This is a genomic window from Micrococcoides hystricis, assembly GCF_042434215.1.
Lineage (GTDB): Bacteria > Actinomycetota > Actinomycetes > Actinomycetales > Micrococcaceae > Micrococcoides > Micrococcoides hystricis.
Window position 1 is genome coordinate 197,325 of the sequence record NZ_JBHLUB010000030.1, and the last position, 18,520, is coordinate 215,844.

Sequence of the window (18,520 nt, forward strand, 5' to 3'; positions counted from 1 at the left end):
TGAGCGTGGCAACGCTTAGTTAGGATACGGCGATTTCAGCGATCCGCATGCCGAAGGGCCGGGACCCGCCTTGCAGGCGTGGCAGTTCGGTCACGTTGACGATGACGTACTGCGCCTTGGCTGGTTGGCCATCTTCAGACACGGAGATGTTGATCTCTGGTCCGGTAAAGCTAGTTGTGGTGATCTTCTTGGCGTCGGCCAAGTCCGGGGTATCAGACACCAGGACTTCGATGGCACCGCCGGAGCCACCGGACTGACTGATCTTCACGTCAGAGATATCCGATTCCTCCTCCAGTTTCACCACGAGTGCCATGTTGGCGGCAAAGCCACCAAAATTGGCCGTCTGGAAGGTGTAACTGTTCCATGAGGTGGCATTATTCCCGTCGATGATCAGTGGCAGCGTGGAGTCATACTCGGCGTTCAGATCTGGCTGATCCGGAACCACACGGGTGACTTCCTCGGTGACCGGGGTGACGGTTGGCTCTTCAGTCTCCGATGGGGACGGCGAATCCGTGCCGCCGCCCTCGGTGGTTTCGGTGACGGACGGGCTTTCGCCGGTCTGGCCCTCCCCACCTGCGGTCTTGACACCATTGAGGCTGTTCATCGCGATCACGACGCCAACGATGACGACCAGCGCGATCGCCACCAGCGGCAACAGACGTAGCAGCTTGTTCGGCTCGGAATCGTCTTCGTCTGCAGCGGCTTTCGAACGCGCACCCGGCTCCGGGATGAGGGCAGCCGGTTCGGTGGCTGGTTCCGGTTCCTGAGCGGCAGGCTGAGATGGTGGACGCTTCGGTGGCGGCGGCAGAATTGGAGCGGCTGCCGTCGGTTCCTCGGTGGCAGCTTCGGCCGAGACATCGTCAGCGGTGTCTTCTTGCTCGGCAGGCTGCTGGTCGGACGGAGCCGGTGGGACGGCCGATACCTGATCGGTGTGCGCGTCATCGGCGGAAGACTGCTCGATGTTGCCGGTAGCCGGTTCGACTGGCTCCGGCTGGGAAGTCTCTGGTTCCGTGGAGCTGGCTGCGGCAGCACCGGCGGCTGCGGCACCTGCTGCGGCGGCACGGTCGGCCCGGCGTTGGGCTAGGCGGTCCGCGAAGCGGTCCAGCATGGAGCGTTTGCCGCCCTCGTACCCGGCGTGCAGGGTGCCGTAGTACTCTTCGTCGTCTTCGTAAACCTGCGGTTCCAGCTGGCGGGATTCGCCGAAGATCTCCGAACCGAGGGTGTCCGTGTAGAACGGCTCAACATACGGGGTGGCAGACGGTGGGTAGACCAGCTCCAAGAGGTGGTCCGGTTCGATCTCATTGGCCACCAGATAGGTGCGGCCGTGCGAGATGCCTAGGTCCAAGACCTGGACCGGTGAGGTGCGCTCACCGATGGCGATCTGGCGGGCGGATTCGGCCGTCTGGGTGGCGTGATCGGTGGCGGCGACCAAGATGGCGACCTGCCGGTTGAGCACTTGGTCCATACCGTTAAGAACCAAGTCTTGATCGTCACTGCTGGTGACGAGTCCGATGACCCGGTAACGGCCACCTAAGACGGTTCCTTCTTCAATCGGTTCGGACACGCGGATGCTCCTTTAAGCTTTTGCCTTTTCTCAATGGTAACCGCTGGGAGAGCAGATGCTAATTTCTGCGTAACCGGCCCAACAGCGGCCCAAGGAAGAAATCAACCTCTTCCACTTTCATGACCTTCAACAGCACAAAGTAGACCAACGCCATCGCGGTCCCGACCACGGCGCAGCTGATCAGCGCGGTCACAATGGTGCTCCACGCGAAACCAATCGAGTAGCCGCCCAGCGCGGCCAGCACGGCGGCACCTACCAGTGCCGCGACGATGGCGGCCCCGGCGGTCTTCATATAGGTGTCCAACACCTGGGTGGCCCCGTAGGAGCCGTAATGTTTGCGCACCAGCGAGTGGGTGATGGCCAGCTGGATGACGTGGAACAGGGCGTAGAGCCCGGCCATGACGAACGCGAACACGGCGTTCGGCACGAACACGGACACGGTGTACGCGAGGATGACACCGCAGATGGCCACCCCGGACTGGATGAGCATCGGGATCTTGGCGTTCTCGTCGGCGTAGAACACCCGCATCAGGTAGAAGTGTGCCGAGCGGAACGGCATACCGAGGGCCATGATGATCAGCAGCTGGCCGATGGCCGCACCGGAGGCGGCGGCCACCTCGGAGGAGCCACCGAAGATGCGGCCCAGTGGTCCGGCCAGCACGATAATCGCGGCGGAGCCGAACACCATCGGAATGGCAAAGGTCCGCAACCCCTGATTGGTGACCGCTTTGGCAGTGTCGTGATCGCGCCGGCCCATCGCATCAGCCAACTGGTTGAACAACACGGTGGCGATGGAGAGTACGAACACCGAGTGCGGCAACACCGTGATGAGCTCAGCGGTGTTCAGGGCGTACTCGCCCGGGATGGCGGCCCCTGAGCCCGGGTCGGACGCATCGGCAGCCTGCCGGGCTGCGGTGGCACCGGAGACCAGCCGGGCGTAGAGCAGGGTGGCCACGTTCCCGATGGCCATGGTCAGCACGGTCCAGGCGGCGATCTTGCCGGTGGAGCGCATGCCCATACCGCGCCAACCGAACTTTGGGCGGATCCTCATGCCCAGTTTGGCCAGCGGGCCCAGCAGCACCACGGCTTGGACAATGATGCCCAAGGTGTGGCCGCCAGCCAGCAGCATGGTTTGCTGCGGGGTCCACTCGGCCAGCTGGTCCACCCCGGCCTGGTAGCGGCCAAAGTTGATCAGGTAAAAGCCGATCACGGAGATCGCGATGACGTTGTTGGCGACCGGCGCCCACATGTACGCGCCGAACCGGCCGTTCGCGTTGAGCACCTGACCGATCACGGCATACATGCCGTAGAAGAAGATCTGCGGCAGCGTCCACAGCGCAAAGGACGTACCTAGCGCCAACATGCCCTCGGTCCAGTCCTTGGTCAGCATGCCCATCAGCGGCGCGGCCAGCGCCGTCACCACCAAGGTGAAACCGCCCATCACCAGGGCCGCCAGGGTGATCAGCCGCGAGGTGTAGTCCGCACCCTTATCCGGGGCCTTGGCGGCCTTGATGAGCTGCGGGACCAACACCACGTTGAACACGCCGCCGGCCAGCAGCATGTAGATGACGTTGGGGATGGCGTTGGACTTTTCAAAGACGTCCGCCACCAGTGCGGTGGAGCCGATGGCCACGGCCAGCAGGGCGGTGCGCACGAAGCCGAGCACACGGGAGACCAGTGTGCCGGCCGCCATGATGGCAGAAGAGCGCGCTGTGGAGGTTTGGGAAGACATGATGGGTTTAACCGTAGAGCAGGTTCCGGGCGAGCTCGACAATGCGCCGCTCGTTCAAGAAGGAGAGTTTGGCCGGCAAATCACCCAATTTCACCCAGGCCACGTCCACGGCCTCGTGATCGGGATCATTCTCAATCGTCAGCTCCCCGCCGATCGCCTCCATGAGGTAGTGGTGCACCGTCTTGTGCACGCGCCGGCCGGTGACGGTGAACCAGTAGTCGATCGAGCCCAAAGGGGCGAGGATGCGTCCGGCGATGCCGGTTTCCTCTTCCACCTCGCGCAGGGCGGCTTCCTGAAAGGTTTCTTCGCCTTCCGGGTGGCCCTTGGGCAGGCACCATTCGAGCCGGCCGCCACGGTTGTACCGGGCGATGATGGCCACTTCAACGTCGCCTTCGTGCATCCGCACGATGACACCCCCGGCGGAAACTTCTTCCACCGTCGGCAGTGGGGAGAGCCACTGGCGTTGGTTTTGGCGCATGGCAGCGATCCCCAGAGACACCGTCAATGGGGTGTTCCGTGCTCGACGCGGACCCGGTTTTGCCATGCAACTTACTCTAGCGATCTTTCAGCAGGGCTGCTGTGCGTGCTGTCCGGCCCGGCGAACCAGCGGTAGAATTGGACCACTATGACTGAACCCAAATCCTTGATGCCCTCGTCCGTGCTGCCCTTGGCCGATCTTGGCCTGCCGGCAGTGGTACAAGAATTTGGTGAACTCTTTGCCGCTCACGGCGCCGAACTCTCCCTCGTCGGCGGACCGGTGCGGGACCTGTTTCTGGGCCGGATCTCCCCGGACCTGGACTTCACAACCGATCTGGACCCGGACGAAGTCCTGAAAGTCATTGACGGGTGGGCGGACACCCACTGGGAGATCGGCAAGGCCTTCGGGACCATCGGGCTGCGCAAGGGTGGCCACACGTTGGAAGTCACCACCTACCGGGCCGAGCAATACGACCCGGCGTCACGCAAACCGGAAGTGGTCTTCGGCACCGACTTGGTGGAAGATCTACGCCGGCGTGACTTCACCGTCAACGCCATGGCCCTACGGCTGCCCAGCGGAGAACTCGTCGACCCGTTCGGAGGGGTCAAAGACCTCCACGCAAAAGTCTTGGACACCCCCGGCACCCCAGAGGACTCGTTCTCCGATGACCCGCTACGCATGATGCGTGCTGCCCGCTTCGCGGCCCAACTCGGCCTGCAGGTCAGCGACCGGGTGTTCGCTGCCATGACCGAGATGGCCGCCCGACTCGAGGTCATCTCCGCCGAGCGGATCCAGCAGGAACTCATCAAACTCATCAACGGCACCTATCCGGTGGCCGGCATCGAGTTGCTGGTCGACACCGGTCTGGCCGAATACGTCGTCCCCGAGGTCCCGGCGCTGAAGCTGGAAACTGATGAAGCACACCACCACAAGGACGTCTACCAGCACTCGCTGACCGTCATGCGGCAGGCTGCGGAGTTGGAATCCGATGCTGAGGGCCCGGTGCCCGGACCGGACTTCGTGCTGCGTTTCGCTGCGCTCATGCATGACATCGGTAAACCAGCCACCCGCCGCTTCAGCCCCTCCGGTGCGGTCACCTTCCGGCACCACGATGTGGTCGGCGCGAAACTGGTCAAGAAACGGATGCGGGTGCTGAAGTTCGACAATGACACCACCGCGGCCGTCGCCAAACTGGTGGAGCTGCACATGCGCTTCTACGGGTACGGGGAAGCCGGCTGGACGGACTCGGCCGTGCGCCGCTACGTCACCGATGCGGGCGACCAGCTGCAGCGGTTGCACCGCCTGACCCGGGCGGACGTCACCACGCGGAACCGGCGTAAGGCTCGCCGGCTCGCCGAGTCCTATGACGATCTGGAGCGACGGATCGACGAGTTGGCCGAGCAGGAAGAGCTCGCCGCCATCCGACCGGACCTAGACGGCAAACAGATCATGGCGCTGCTGGGCATCAAACCCGGACCGGTAGTCGGCCAGGCCTACAAGCACATGCTCGATGTCCGTCTTGAAGAGGGTCCGCTCTCTGAAGCGGAGGCAACTGAACGTCTGCTTACCTGGTGGGAGAAGAACAAACCGGCAGAGACCGGTAACCCCGCAGACAACTAGTCATCTGAGGACTTATTCAGCTTTTCTTTCACATCGCTGACGTGTGCCCGCACGGTGACTTCACCGTTAGCGATTAAAACTTTTAAAAAACCGTTGGTTTTTGTGAGCTGCTTCACTAAAGTCAGAGGTGGTCACATGGCTGTGACCTAATCCCCACAACTGATGGAGTATGTGCAACATGGAAGAGATGTCTGACCTCTCAATTGCTCAGGCTGCCACCCTCAAGCCGATCCGTGAAGTGGCCGCTGAAGCTGAAATCAATCCCGAAGCCTTGCTGCAATTCGGTGACTATAAGGCCAAGATTGATCCCGCACTGCTCGATGCCCCCGCCGAAGGCCAAGGCAAAGTCGTGCTGGTGACCGGTATCAGCCCCACCCCGGCTGGTGAAGGTAAATCCACGGTCACGGTTGGACTCTCTGACGCGTTGCGCCTTGCCGGCGAGAAGGTCATGATCGCCCTGCGCGAGCCTTCGCTGGGCCCGATCTTCGGCATCAAAGGCGGTGCCACCGGTGGCGGCTACTCACAGGTGCTGCCGATGGAAGACATCAACATGCACTTCACCGGTGACTTCCATGCGATCACCTCAGCGAACAACCTGCTGGTCGCGCTGATCGACAACCACATCCACCAGGGCAACGAGCTGAACATTGACCCGCGTCGGATCGTCTTCCGCCGGGTGCTGGACATGAATGATCGTTCCCTGCGCTCGATCGTCTCCGGTCTTGGCGGCCCCACCGAGGGTGTGCCGCGGGAAGCCGGATTCGACATCACCGTAGCCTCCGAAATCATGGCGATCTTCTGCCTGGCCAAAGACATTCAGGATCTGCAAGACCGGATCGACAACATCGTGTTCGGCTTCACCTACGACCGCAAACCGGTCACCGTGAAGGAACTCGGCGGCGGTGGCGCCATGACCATGCTGCTGAAAGAAGCGCTGAAACCAAACCTCGTGCAGACCATTGCCGGGACCCCGGCTCTGGTGCACGGTGGCCCGTTCGCGAACATCGCGCACGGCTGCAACTCCTTGATCGCCACCCAGACGGCCCGCCGACTGGCCGACATTGTTGTCACCGAAGCCGGTTTCGGAGCCGACTTGGGTGCAGAGAAGTTCATGGACATCAAGGCCCGTGCCGGCGGCTTCGCCCCGGACGCCGTGGTGATCGTCGCGACCATCCGCGCCTTGAAGATGCACGGCGGTCTGGCCAAGGACAAGCTCAAAGACGAACTCGATACCGAGACCTCCATCAGCTACCTCTCCGAAGGCGTGAAAAACCTGGAACGGCACATCGATAATGTGCGCGGCTTCGGGGTCACCCCGGTGGTGGCGATCAACAAGTTCACCAACGACTCGGACGATGAGCTGAACTGGTTGAAAGCGTGGCTGGAAGAGCGTGGCGTAAAGGCCGCGGTCGCCGACATTTGGGCCAAGGGCGGTGCCGGCGGTCAAGAACTCGCCGAAGCCGTGCTGAACACCCTGGATGAAGGCAACAACTTCAAACCGCTCTACGAACTGGAAGACACCGTCGCGGAAAAGGTCGAGAAGATCGTCACGACCATCTACCGCGGTGACGGAGTCGAGTTCACCGCCGCCGCAAAGCGGCAGCTGAAAACGATTGCGGAGAACGGCTGGGACGATCTGCCGGTCTGTATGGCCAAAACCCAGTACTCGTTCTCTGACGACGCGGCTCTGCTGGGCGCCCCGGATGGGTTTACCATCACGGTGCGTGAACTGATCCCGAAGACCGGTGCCGGCTTCGTGGTCGCGTTGACCGGAGCGGTCATGACCATGCCAGGTCTGCCGAAGGTCCCAGCAGCGATGAAGATGGGTGTAGACGAAGACGGTCATGCCGTCGGTCTGTTCTAACCTGCTCTTCATGCTGTGACCCGGATTGAGGACCGGGACCATAGCCTGAGTGCCTCAGTAGTGAGTTCCTTGCTTCACTCACTGCTGAGGCACTTTGCTGTTCAAGAGTTTTTCAGCGATTCCGAGAAACATACGGGCGCTCGCTACCCCAACATGGTTGAATCAGACCATGACGGTCCTTCATGAGCGCACCTGCCGCGGTCCGCGCAAATCATCGCTGCTGGGCATGCTTGCAGCCCTGGTCCTCGTGCTGACAGCTTGCGACTGGAACATGTCCACGACGTTCCACGAAGATGAGACCGCAGACTTCATGGCGGAACTGAAAGTCTCGCAAGAAGAATCCAAGATTCCCCAAGGCCCTGGACCAACCTTCGAGTGCGCGGAGCTACTGCGCCTCCAAGACCAAGTCGAAATCGCCTCCAAGCTCACCATCGACGATCGCTCTGAAGCCGGCAACATCCATTGCGTCATAACCGGCAACCGCATCCCGATCGATGAACTCTTCACAGCAGACCTCTCGGTCGAAAAAGCAGATGGGATCTACACCGTCGGGCTAGAACCAGATACCGGATCAGAACCCCTGGAGCTGGAGAAACTGGGACTGCAATTCAATCCCACCTTGACCTTCACCTTCCCGGGACGCGTGCTCGAGGCATCGGCCGGCGTAGTTGACGGTAACACCGTCACGATCACCGACCTAGATGTCTACCAAAAAGGATTCTCAATCACCGCAGAAGCGGAGAAATCCAAATCACTCCTAGACGGGCCGTTGCTGTGGCTATTGGCCGGTGTTGGAGTTCTTGTCCTGACACTGCTCATCTGGATGGTGGCACGTAAAAACCGGCCGCAGCCGGCTGCAAAAGAACCGCGAACAAATGTGAAATAGTTCGATCTCTTGGTGCAGAGAGGCTCCCTAACGTGCTTGAATCGAAAGTATGAATTTCACGGCCCCCTCCACCTTGAACAATGGTGCCAAGAAGCTGCTCTTGGCCATGTTGATACCACTATTTCTGCTCTTCACCGCGTTTGGGGCTCACGCCCAAACCATGAACGAAGTCAGCTTTACCAACGCAAAGATGAAGTTCCACGAAAACGGAACCGTCGACATGCGGATGGAAATGAAACTTCTGGGCGAAGATTTCAAAGAGTTTGGTCCCATGCCGAAGATCGCTTGCGACCAATTACTCGGGCAAGATCCGGAGGATGGGCTCCACATTGAAGATCGGTCGGCCGATGGAAATGTGCACTGCATCGCCACCGCTACCAACCAGCCACTCGATAAGCTCAATCAAGCTAGCCAAGACTTCTCTCTAGAAGATGGTGTTTACACGATTGAGATTCCTTCCATGGACTCTCCAACCGTGCCTGGCGCAGACCCGGGCATAAATATGTCCATGGAATTTGAGTTTGCCGGCCAAGTCACCGAAGCTTCCGTGGGCCAAATCGTGGACGGAAACCGCGTGATCATCTCATCCGCTGATCAGCTGAACCAAGGCGGCATCATCAAAGCCAATGCTGCCCCGACCATGAATAACTTCCTGCTCTGGGCTCTCATTGGTCTGGGCGTCTTGGCTCTTGTCGGCCTGATCCTGTGGTTGGTACTGCGCAACAAGAAGAAGTCCAAACAGCCACACCACCCAGCCGGTCCAAACGCAGGACCTGGTTACGGCGGCCACCAGTCAGGCCCACACCAGCAGGGCCAACCCCACTCTGGTAACCAGTACGGTGCTTCGCAGCAAGGTTGGCAGCCGAACCCACAACAGCAGCAACCTCCACGGCACCAAGCCCCCGGCCAGTACGCTCCCGGGCAGCCTACTGCTGGCCAATGGGGAGACCCGCAAGGCCAGCAGCATTCGGGCCAGCCACAGCAAGGACACCCGCAGCAACCGCAGCACGGCCAGCCTCATCAGGGTCAACCTCACCATGGGCGGCCGCAACAAGGTCAGCCATGGCAGCCGAACCCTCAACAACCACCACAGGGACAGCCGTGGCAACAGGGGCAGCCATACCCCGGCCAGAACCCGCAACAGGGTGGCTACGGTGGAGTTCAGGGTCAGCAGTGGCAGCCTCGTCCTGGGCAGCAGCCTTACCCACCGCAGGGCCAGCCACCACAGCAGTGGCAGCAACCCCATCCACAGCAGCGACCACAGAATGGCAATACGCCGCCGCAGCACGGGCAGGGCCAGCCCAAACCAGATAACGATCAATAACTGAACAACAAATCGATCCCGGTCTCGAGTCGCCACCGCGCTTGAGGCCGGGATCTTTTGTGCCTAGAGAGATGCGGCTGGTTAGGGCGCAATATTGCTGACTTTTACTGCAGACAACTTAGCTCTCATGCTTGAATCAGAATATGAAGTCCACAGCCGAAAAACTGCCCGCAGGCCGTATCCGGAAGCTCCTTGGGGCGGTACTGATCCCACTTTTCATGGTCTTGACGGCGTTTGGCGCGCAAGCGGCACCGGAAATTGACGACAGTTTCTCCACGTCGCACCTGAAGTTCCATGAAAACGGAACTGTGGACTCCACCATGGACATGAAGATGTCTTCGAAACTTCGATACTCTCTTGGCCTAGGTGGCGACATTACTTGCCAGAAGTTGTTTGAGATGACTCCAGAAGACACCTCGAACGTTAATGTCGATAATCGCTCTCAAGGCGGAAATCTACACTGTCTAGCGACCTCGTTGAATCAGCCACTGAGTCAGCTCAACCAGGGAGGCCACCAAACCGTATCCTTGGAAAACGGGGAATACACGGTGACCATGCGTAATCGCAGCGAGGACCCTGTCATGTTCGAGAACCAATCACGATTGATTCTTGAATTTCCCGGCAAAGTGACCCAATCATCAGTGGGTACCGTTGAGGGCAACAAGGTGATCTTGGAAGGCGCATCACTCAGCACCGGCGGTGTTATCAAGGCCAAGGCCTCACCGGGTCTCGAGGGCTGGGTCATGTGGTTGCTGATCGGTCTGGGCGTTGTGGCACTCGCGCTGTTCCTCTGGTTGGTCCTGAGGAAGAAGAACAAGAAGTCTGGGCAGCACCCTCACCAAGGCCATGGCCCACAGGGTCAGCCGTATCCCGGACAGCATCAAGCCAGCCACCAACAGCCAGGACGCCATCATGGCGGGCCCCAGCAAGGTTGGCAGCCGAACCCGCAGCAGCCTGCACAGCAATGGCGGCCACAACCGGGACAACAACCACCACACTCTCAACAGGGCCAACAATGGCAACCGCAACAGGGTCAGCAACCGCAGCAATGGCAGCAACCTCACCCGCAGCAGCGGCCGTTCAACCCGAATGACCCGAACCAACAGGGTCAAGGTCGCCCAGAACAGGGCAACCACCAATAGGACGACCAGTACTCTCAGAGACGGAAACCCATTCGGGTTACGTTCAGGAAAGCTCAGTAATCTGCCGCCATGAACAAGAAGACCTTCGCGCTCACGGCAGCCATTTTTGCCGCCACGCTCTCGCTATCAGCCTGCGACCAAGTCAGCGAACAGCTACCCCAGGTCGACGTCAATGGCACGATCGAGAAACTGGATCAGATGGCAAAGGATGGCGTAGACATCCGGGTTCCGTCCGCCGGTGAGATTGAGACCATGGCCAAGGACACCGTGTGCCCGGCTCTGAAGCGTGATAGCTCTAACCAAACCTTCAAAGCCGTGGTGAGCCATCTTGAGCGCGAATTCGGTCTGACTCCGGAAAGCGCGGATCTCGTCGCTGCCACCGGTGCCCAGATTTGGTGCCCTGCCGAATACGAAGCCGTCGAAGGCAAGTAAGCGTCGTCCGCTTTAGACGTTCTGCACGAACCACCAGTTGAGTGAAACTCCGAGCAGGAAAATCACGATCGCTGTCCACAATCCAATCAGCGCTGCGTTGAGTTTCAGGTTCATCCGCAGCACAGCAATGAACTCGCGGACAAACGCGCTGGGCACAAAGTAGAAGGCTGTTCGGGCCCCACGGACTCGCGCATTCAATCCCAAGTGCCGGGTCAACATTGCTGCTCGGAACACGTGGTAACCGGTCGTGACCACCACAGCTTTATCTTGCGGATCTGACATGAGCGCTTGGCTGAAGCGAAGGTTCTGCACCGTGTTGACCGCTTTATCTTCCACGACAATCCGGTCCGCGGGAACGCCGTGATCCTCCAGATATCGGGCCATCGCGGTGCCTTCCGGCATCAGTTCGTCGCCACCTTGACCGCCGCTCGGAATCAAAACCGGTGGATGGTCCTGCCGATTGGCGACTTCAATGGCCTTGTCGAGTCGGGCTGCCAACAACGGTGGCACTTTGTCGCCGATCAGCCCGGACCCCAAGATGATTACGTACTTGGCGTCACCTTTGCGGGGCATCCGCCCGTAGGCCACAGAGGCCACCAGGAACGCGAGAAAACAGAAACCGAAGTAGCCGGCGATCCCGATCAGGAACACCAACGCCGATACCCACAAGGTGTAGAGCGTCCCGGTTTGACCGACCCAGTTCCCGATCTGAACCAACACGACCGGGGCCACCACCATGCCCACCCCAATCAGCAGCGAGAGCAGATTGCCAAGGGTGCGGGCCTCACGCTTCCACATGGTTAGCCCGTTCGAGATGAGAAAGCCTGCCAACACCGGGTAACCGAGTGCCACTAAGACGCCGAGTGTCACCACGATGAAGAACGGCCAGCGTCCCAGCACCTCGCTGCTAGCTAGCATGAGCAAACCGGAGAACAGCGTCAGACCCAACCCTGCCAGAATCAACACGGTGTTGCTCAAACGCCTGCGCTCGCGAACGTACGCGAAGATCCCGACACCTATCAATGCGATGCCGAGTATCAAGAATGTGTAGAGCAGGGGCATGAAGGGGTTCCTCGAGGATTCAGGACTGTACGCGAGCAAGACTTACATGTTGATCCTAATTCGGCGGGTCAATAGCAGGCGTCGCTTTTCAGACTGATCTAGGAATCGGCCACGTCCAACTAAGGACGGATAAGGAGCAGCTAATGCCCAATCTGAAGTCAACGGTCGACCGGACTGCGTAGCTCTCCTACAGAGTTCCCTCGTCCGAATCAGCTATGTTCATCGGTGCCGACATTTTGCTCGACCCAGTCGCGCAGGTGTTTCAACGGGGCCGCGGCGCTATGTCCGAGTTCGGTGAGCTCGTACTCGACGCGCGCGGGGACCTCTGGGTAGACCGTGCGGGTAAGCAAGCCACGTTCTTCGAGACGTTTGAGCGTTTCCGACAGCACTTTGGCGCTGATCCCGCCCAGTTTACGTTTGAGTTGTCCATTGCGCTGCGGTCCATCTTCGAGCGCACCAATCGCCAGCGCACTCCACTTGTTCGCGAGCAGGTCAAGCATGTCACGGCACGGGCACATAGCCGCGTAGACGTCGTTCCGCTCGCACGCATCCATAGTCTGGCTCATACGACTATGGTAACTGAAAGTAACTAAGTGCCCTTGACGGTAACTAGTGCACTCACGAAACCATGAGTGGCATGATGAAAACACTTGCCATTGGATATGAAAAGAATCTTACCGCTACGGACTCTGAGGCCCTGATCAGCCGTGAGGTCGAGGTGCCGGAGCTGGGACCGCATGACCTGTTGGTTGAGGTTGAAGCGGTCTCGGTGAACCCGGTCGACGTGAAGCAGCGCGCCGGTGCACCAGCGAACGGCTTCAGGGTGCTTGGATTTGACGCCTCAGGAACGGTGCGTGAGGTCGGATCAAAGGTCACCTTGTTCTCGCCGGGCGACGAGGTGTTCACCGCCGGGAGTATCGACCGTCCGGGCACGAATCAACGCCTGCACGTTGTGGACGAGCGCATCACCGGACGCAAGCCCACCACACTCTCGTTCGCGGACGCTGCCGCAATCCCGCTGACCGCGATTACTGCATGGGAGACCCTGTTCGACCGACTCCGCTTGACCGCTAATTCCACCGGCACGCTCCTGGTGGTCGGTGCCACCGGTGGTGTGGGTTCGATCATGTTGCAACTGGCGGAGGCGCTGCTGCCCGGTGTCCAGGTCATCGCAACCGCCTCTGATGAGGAACGTGCCGCATGGGTGCGGAATCTCGGCGCGGAGCACACGGTCGACCACCACCGGGACTTAGCCGCCCAAGTACAGAGCATCGCGCCAAAAGGTGTGGATTGGGTCTTCACCGCTCACTCCGCGGGGCAGGTCGAGACCTACGCGCAGATCGTGGCCCCTTTTGGTCACATCGTCGCGATCGACGACGGTCCCCGCGACGTGTCGCCACTCAAGGGCAAGAGCATCGCCTGGCATTGGGGACTGATGTTCACCCGGCCGCTGCAACACACCCCGGACATGATCGAACAGCACAGGCTCCTGAATCAGGTGGCCGATCTCATCGACGAGGGCCGCATCAGCCCGACAACCACTCAGACTCTGACACCGATCTCCCCGGAGACGTTGCGCGAGGCCCACTTGCTCGTTGAGAGTGGACGCACCATCGGTAAGGTCGTCGTCCACGGCTGGTCGTAGATTCAGATCCGCTGAAGCCGGGGTCGATGTCTCCAGCGGGGTTAAACAACTCATCCCGGTCAGGAACGATTTTTTTGGTTCGTTCCCGACCGGGATTGAGTTCGTGAAAGCGGTGGGAGCTTAGCGCTCGACTTCGCCGCGGATGAAGGCCTCGACCTGTTCCTTGGCGTACTCGTCGTTGTACTGCTCCGGTGGGGACTTCATGAAGTAGGAGGATGCCGACAGGATCGGGCCACCAATGCCGCGGTCCAGTGCGATCTTGGCTGCGCGCAGCGCATCGATGATCACACCTGCGGAGTTCGGGGAGTCCCAGACTTCCAGCTTGTACTCGATCGATACCGGGATGTCACCGAAGTTGCGGCCTTCCAGGCGCACGTAGGCCCACTTGCGGTCATCCAGCCACTGCACGTAGTCGGATGGGCCGATGTGCACGTCACGATCGGTCAGGTTGGCCGAGGTGTTGGAGGTGACGGCCTGGGTCTTGGAGATCTTCTTGGACTCCAGACGGTCCCGTTCCAACATGTTCTTGAAGTCCATGTTGCCGCCGACGTTCAGCTGGTAGGTGCGGTCCAGTTCGACACCGCGGTCCTCGAACAGTTTGGCCAGCACGCGGTGGGTGATGGTGGCACCCACCTGAGACTTGATGTCGTCACCGACGATTGGGACACCGGCTTCGGTGAACTTGTCCGCCCACTCCTTGGTGCCAGCGATGAAGACCGGCAGGGCGTTGACGAACGCAACACCGGCGTCGATGGCGGCCTGCGCGTAGAACTTGGCCGCTTCTTCCGAACCGACAGGCAAGTAGCAGACCATGACGTCAACCTTGGCGTCCTTGAGGGCCTGCACCACATCTACTGGTTCTTCGGTGGATTCCTCGATGGTCTCCCGGTAGTACTTGCCCAGACCGTCTAGGGTTGGGCCGCGCAGCACCTTCACACCGGTGGTCGGCACATCAGTGATCTTGATCGTGTTGTTTTCCGAGGCCTCAATGGCTTCAGCAAGGTCTTTGCCGACCTTCTTGGCGTCCACATCGAACGCCGCCACGAACTCCACATCACCGATGTGGTAGTCACCAAACTGTACGTGCATCAAACCGGGAACGGTATCGGACGGGTCAGCGTCCTTGTAGTACTCGACACCTTGCACCAGCGAGGTGGAGCAGTTGCCAACCCCTACGATCGCTACGCGAACGGGATTCTTCGCCACCAGGTCTCCTTCGAAAAATTGTGTTTTGAGCCGAACATAGTTTATGTCCAAACATGGCATATGCCCTAAATAGAACTAACGACGCGTGATATATAAACATTCCCGTGACACTGGCCACCTTCATGTTGGCTAGAGTTGTCCCCATGAGCCTCTCCTCCCAGCAGCAACGACCGGGCCGTACCGAAGGCCCTTCGGCGGTGGTGCCAACCCAAGATGATCCGGTGCTGGCATCCTCCACCACGCTGCTGGGCGGGCCGTGGGGAACCCGAGCCGCCGCGGCCATCGACAAGACGCACTTCTTTACGTTGTCCCGGGTCCTAGTCATCCTCACCACACTGGCGGCCGTTGCGGCGGTGCTCACGAAACAGCACTGTCTGCTTAACGGGGCCGGTTCCCCCGGGGTGTACCTGAACGGCTGCTACTCGGACTGGACTGCCCTGTACTCCTCCCGCGGGCTGGCCGATCAGCCGTGGGCTCCGTTCACCACCGCCGAATTTGAGTACCCGGTGCTGATGTCCGTGGTCGCCTCTCTCACGGCGGCTCTTGTGCCCGGCCCGTGGGTGGGGGACGGCGCCGCGTATTTCGGGGTGAACTTTCTGTTCGCCTTCATCCTCTGGGTGGTCACCGTCCTGTTGACCGCCAAGACGGCCCGCTGGCGGCCGTGGGACGCGGTCATGGTGGCGATCGCCCCGGGCATCATCTTCGCCGGGAGCATCAACTGGGACATTTGGGCGGTTACACTGCTGGCGGCCGCCATGTGGGCGGCCTCCCGCGGCAAGACGTTGTGGCTCGGGGTGTTCATCGGCCTGGGTGCCGCCATGAAGCTGTATCCGCTGTTCCTGCTCGGGGCCCTGCTCATCCTGACGGTGCGGGATAAGAGTTACCTACGTTTTGCGAAGATCACCGCGGCCGCTGCGGGTGCCTGGCTGGCGGTGAACCTGCCGCTGATGATCGGTAACTGGGACGCGTTCGCGAAGTTCTACACCTTCTCCTCCGAACGCGGGGCCTCGTGGTCTTCCATCTGGCACGTGTGGAACCTGATGGCCGAAAAGACCGGCAACACCACTTTGGACGCGGACGCTGTCGGCGTGCTGGCCACCGGCGGTTTCGCCCTGTCCTGCGCCGTGATCTTCATTTTTGGGGTGCGGTCGCAGCACCGGCCACGGCTGGCCCAGCTGATGTTTTTGATCGTGGCCGCCTTCATCCTGTTCAACAAGGTGTACTCCCCGCAGTTCGTCATCTGGTTGGTCCCGCTGGTAGCGCTGGCGAGCCCGCGCTGGCTGGACTTCATCGTGTGGCAGCTGATCGAAGTGGCGCATTTTTGGGCGATCTGGATGCTGCTGGCCCGCTACAGTACGCAAGACTGGCCTGATAGCCACAGAATGGACGAATCGGTTTACGTGTTCGCGGTGCTCGCCCACGTGGTCATGGTGTTGTGGCTGTGTTACCGGGTGATCGCCGATATCCGTGATCCGAAACAGGATCCGGTGCTGCGCGCGCACCTGTCCGATCCGGGATACCGGTTCAGCCCTGCGGACGAGGAGCCGCAGAAATCGAAGAAAGCTTTTACGTCTTCCGGGTGAGGTGCCCGCCACAGGCGGCTGCCTATGGTTGATCTAACGCACAAGAAAAGGTGGTTCAACCATGATTACCGTGGAAAACCTTTCCAAAAGCTACGGGGCTAAGAAGGCCCTGAGCGATATCTCATTCAACGTCAATCCCGGCCGCGTGACCGGTTTCCTCGGCCCCAACGGTGCCGGCAAGTCAACCGCCATGCGTGTCATGCTGGGCTTGGACGCCCCCTCCTCAGGGTCCGCAACGTTCAACGGCCAGCGCTACCAAGATTTGAAAAATCCCCTCTCCGTGGTCGGCGCCCTGCTGGACAGCCGCGCCGTCCACCCCGGCCGTACCGCCGGGGCACACCTGAAGGTCATGGCGACCACCCACGGCATCTCCAAGCGCCGGGTGGATGAAGTCGCTGCCCTAACCGGTCTGAGTGATGTGCTCGGCCGCCGAGTCGGTGGCTTCTCCCTCGGGATGAACCAGCGTTTGGGCATCGCCACCGCGCTGCTGGGAGACCCGCAAGTGCTCGTCTTGGACGAGCCCGTTAACGGTCTGGACCCGGAAGGGATGCGGTGGGTGCGCGGCCTGCTGAAGCACCTGGCCGCAGAAGGCCGAACGGTATTCCTCTCCTCCCACCTGATGAGTGAAATGGCGATCACCGCCGACGAACTGGTGGTCATCGGCAAGGGCAAGATTCTGGCCCAGGCCCCGATCGATGAGTTCATCAAGGCCGCCCGCGAAGTCACGGTCGTGAGGGCCCTGGACCCAGCCGGTTTGGTGCACTCCATGAAGCTGTCCGGGATGAACGTCACCCAAGAAGAAAATGGCGCGATCACCGTTCCGGGCGAACGCGCCGAAGAGATCGGCCAAATAGCGCTCAGCGCCGGGGTCGCGCTGACTGAGCTGCGCGTCGAATCCGCCACGTTGGAAGATGCCTACATGGGTATCACGGCCGAGCACGTTGAATATGCCGCCGGTAAGCAGGCAGTGAAGGACAACTCATGAACACCCAAACTCTCGACCAAGCACAGCCCAACCAACAAGCCCCGAAGAAACAGCACATCCCGCAAGCACAGATGAGCGGCAGCAACCTTGCCCGGCTGATCAAGGCCGAGTTCCACAAACTCTTCTCCCTTCGTTCCACCTGGGTGCTGATCGGGACCTCCATGCTGTTGATGATCGGTTTCGCCTTCCTCAGCGTCTTGTCGCTGGAGCTGATGAAAAACGCCTTGGAAGCCGACATGAGCAATGGCGGCTCCGCACAGATGGACGCTGACCCACAAATGCAGGCTCTCCTAGCTGGCGAAGGTATCCACGCGGCCATGGGTGGCTCCGGTTACCAGCTGGCACTGGTGCTGCTGGGCAGCATCGCGGTCTTGGCTGCGGCCGGTGAGTTCAACACCGGCGCGATCCGTTCGACCCTGTTGGCCAATCCGAAGCGTTGGCAGGTGGTGACCGCCAAGACCGTGGTCATCACGGTGGTCACCGGTCTCACCCTCTTCTTGGGCGCACTGATCAGCCACTACGTGATCTGGCCGCAGCTGAGCGAGTACGATTACGCCGAATCATTCTTCGCCCCGGATCAGTGGTGGCAGTACATGGTGATGATTCTGTTCACCATCGCGGCCAGCTGGCTGGGTCTGGGACTCGGATTCCTGCTGCGCAATAGCGCCGGCGCCATCGTGGCACTGCTGATGATCGTGATGATCCTGCCGATCGTGTGGATGTTCCTGCCCGGTGAAACCATGGCCACCATCGGCGGCTACCTACCATCGAACCTGGCCGGCACCGCCATGGGCCTCACCGAACCGGATGAGTTCCCATCCCGCGCGGCAGCCATCGGACTGTTCATGGGCTGGGGTCTGCTGGGCCTAGCCGCCGGTGGCACCCGTTTTGCCACCACGGACGTGAAGTAGACCAAACGAGCATTCATCCAGACTGCTTCGCCCACACCCGAACTTTGAAGGGTGTGGGCGAAGCGACGTCCATGAGTAAGGTTTAA

The 18,520-nt window shown here is 60.4% G+C and carries 16 protein-coding genes; 10 read left to right on the forward strand and 6 right to left on the reverse strand.

The window, feature by feature from the left end; genetic code table 11:
- Positions 1 to 19 precede the first annotated feature (19 nt).
- The 3 genes from ACFFFR_RS08945 to ACFFFR_RS08955 are packed head-to-tail and all read right to left on the reverse strand — an operon-like array spanning position 20 to position 3,840.
- On the reverse strand, positions 20 to 1,564 hold the full coding sequence (locus tag ACFFFR_RS08945; protein WP_377459705.1) for a hypothetical protein: 1,545 nt from the start codon (positions 1,562 to 1,564) through the stop codon (positions 20 to 22).
- Between the two features lie 58 nt (positions 1,565 to 1,622).
- Positions 1,623 to 3,296, reverse strand: a complete 1,674-nt coding sequence (gene murJ, locus ACFFFR_RS08950; protein ID WP_377459707.1) for a murein biosynthesis integral membrane protein MurJ — start codon at positions 3,294 to 3,296, stop codon at positions 1,623 to 1,625.
- A gap of 7 nt (positions 3,297 to 3,303) precedes the next feature.
- Positions 3,304 to 3,840: an NUDIX hydrolase gene (locus tag ACFFFR_RS08955; protein ID WP_377459709.1), complete on the reverse strand. Its 537-nt coding sequence runs from the start codon at positions 3,838 to 3,840 to the stop codon at positions 3,304 to 3,306.
- 102 nt (positions 3,841 to 3,942) lie between these two features.
- Here ACFFFR_RS08955 and ACFFFR_RS08960 point away from each other — a divergent pair, with 102 nt between their 5' ends.
- The 6 genes from ACFFFR_RS08960 to ACFFFR_RS08985 all read left to right on the forward strand — a co-directional run bounded on the left by ACFFFR_RS08960 (position 3,943) and on the right by ACFFFR_RS08985 (position 11,042).
- On the forward strand, positions 3,943 to 5,394 hold the full coding sequence (locus ACFFFR_RS08960; protein WP_377459784.1) for a CCA tRNA nucleotidyltransferase: 1,452 nt from the start codon (positions 3,943 to 3,945) through the stop codon (positions 5,392 to 5,394).
- 169 nt (positions 5,395 to 5,563) lie between these two features.
- Complete coding sequence (locus ACFFFR_RS08965; protein ID WP_377459710.1) at positions 5,564 to 7,258, forward strand: formate--tetrahydrofolate ligase; 1,695 nt, start codon at positions 5,564 to 5,566, stop codon at positions 7,256 to 7,258.
- Between the two features lie 169 nt (positions 7,259 to 7,427).
- A complete protein-coding gene (locus ACFFFR_RS08970; RefSeq protein ID WP_377459711.1) occupies positions 7,428 to 8,144 on the forward strand; it encodes an LppM family (lipo)protein in 717 nt (238 codons plus the stop codon).
- Between the two features lie 49 nt (positions 8,145 to 8,193).
- Complete coding sequence (locus ACFFFR_RS08975) at positions 8,194 to 9,468, forward strand: hypothetical protein (RefSeq protein WP_377459713.1); 1,275 nt, start codon at positions 8,194 to 8,196, stop codon at positions 9,466 to 9,468.
- A gap of 143 nt (positions 9,469 to 9,611) precedes the next feature.
- Positions 9,612 to 10,610, forward strand: coding sequence for a hypothetical protein (locus ACFFFR_RS08980; RefSeq protein ID WP_377459715.1), 999 nt, complete (start codon positions 9,612 to 9,614; stop codon positions 10,608 to 10,610).
- A gap of 69 nt (positions 10,611 to 10,679) precedes the next feature.
- Positions 10,680 to 11,042 (forward strand): hypothetical protein, encoded by a 363-nt coding sequence (locus ACFFFR_RS08985; RefSeq protein ID WP_377459716.1) that lies wholly within the window; start codon positions 10,680 to 10,682, stop codon positions 11,040 to 11,042.
- A gap of 12 nt (positions 11,043 to 11,054) precedes the next feature.
- Here the strand turns inward: ACFFFR_RS08985 and ACFFFR_RS08990 are convergent, their stop codons facing one another.
- Both ACFFFR_RS08990 and ACFFFR_RS08995 read right to left on the reverse strand, forming a co-directional pair.
- The gene (locus tag ACFFFR_RS08990; RefSeq protein WP_377459718.1) at positions 11,055 to 12,104 is read right to left on the reverse strand and encodes a YdcF family protein; all 1,050 of its coding nucleotides are present in this window, start codon (positions 12,102 to 12,104) and stop codon (positions 11,055 to 11,057) included.
- A 209-nt stretch (positions 12,105 to 12,313) separates the two neighbouring features.
- Complete coding sequence (locus ACFFFR_RS08995; RefSeq protein ID WP_377459720.1) at positions 12,314 to 12,670, reverse strand: winged helix-turn-helix transcriptional regulator; 357 nt, start codon at positions 12,668 to 12,670, stop codon at positions 12,314 to 12,316.
- A gap of 71 nt (positions 12,671 to 12,741) precedes the next feature.
- Here ACFFFR_RS08995 and ACFFFR_RS09000 point away from each other — a divergent pair, with 71 nt between their 5' ends.
- A complete protein-coding gene (locus tag ACFFFR_RS09000) occupies positions 12,742 to 13,749 on the forward strand; it encodes a zinc-binding alcohol dehydrogenase family protein (RefSeq protein ID WP_377459722.1) in 1,008 nt (335 codons plus the stop codon).
- Positions 13,750 to 13,869: 120 nt separating this feature from the next.
- Here ACFFFR_RS09000 and ACFFFR_RS09005 read toward each other — a convergent pair whose 3' ends face one another.
- On the reverse strand, positions 13,870 to 14,955 hold the full coding sequence (locus tag ACFFFR_RS09005; RefSeq protein WP_377459724.1) for an inositol-3-phosphate synthase: 1,086 nt from the start codon (positions 14,953 to 14,955) through the stop codon (positions 13,870 to 13,872).
- Between the two features lie 104 nt (positions 14,956 to 15,059).
- Here ACFFFR_RS09005 and ACFFFR_RS09010 point away from each other — a divergent pair, with 104 nt between their 5' ends.
- The 3 genes from ACFFFR_RS09010 to ACFFFR_RS09020 all read left to right on the forward strand — a co-directional run bounded on the left by ACFFFR_RS09010 (position 15,060) and on the right by ACFFFR_RS09020 (position 18,434).
- Positions 15,060 to 16,538: a glycosyltransferase family 87 protein gene (locus ACFFFR_RS09010; RefSeq protein ID WP_377459726.1), complete on the forward strand. Its 1,479-nt coding sequence runs from the start codon at positions 15,060 to 15,062 to the stop codon at positions 16,536 to 16,538.
- Positions 16,539 to 16,599: 61 nt separating this feature from the next.
- Entirely contained in the window at positions 16,600 to 17,523 is a 924-nt protein-coding gene (locus ACFFFR_RS09015) for an ATP-binding cassette domain-containing protein (protein WP_377459728.1), read from the forward strand.
- Entirely contained in the window at positions 17,520 to 18,434 is a 915-nt protein-coding gene (locus ACFFFR_RS09020) for an ABC transporter permease subunit (RefSeq protein ID WP_377459730.1), read from the forward strand. Before ACFFFR_RS09015 ends, ACFFFR_RS09020 begins: the two co-directional genes overlap by 4 nt.
- The last annotated feature ends 86 nt before the right edge of the window (positions 18,435 to 18,520 follow it).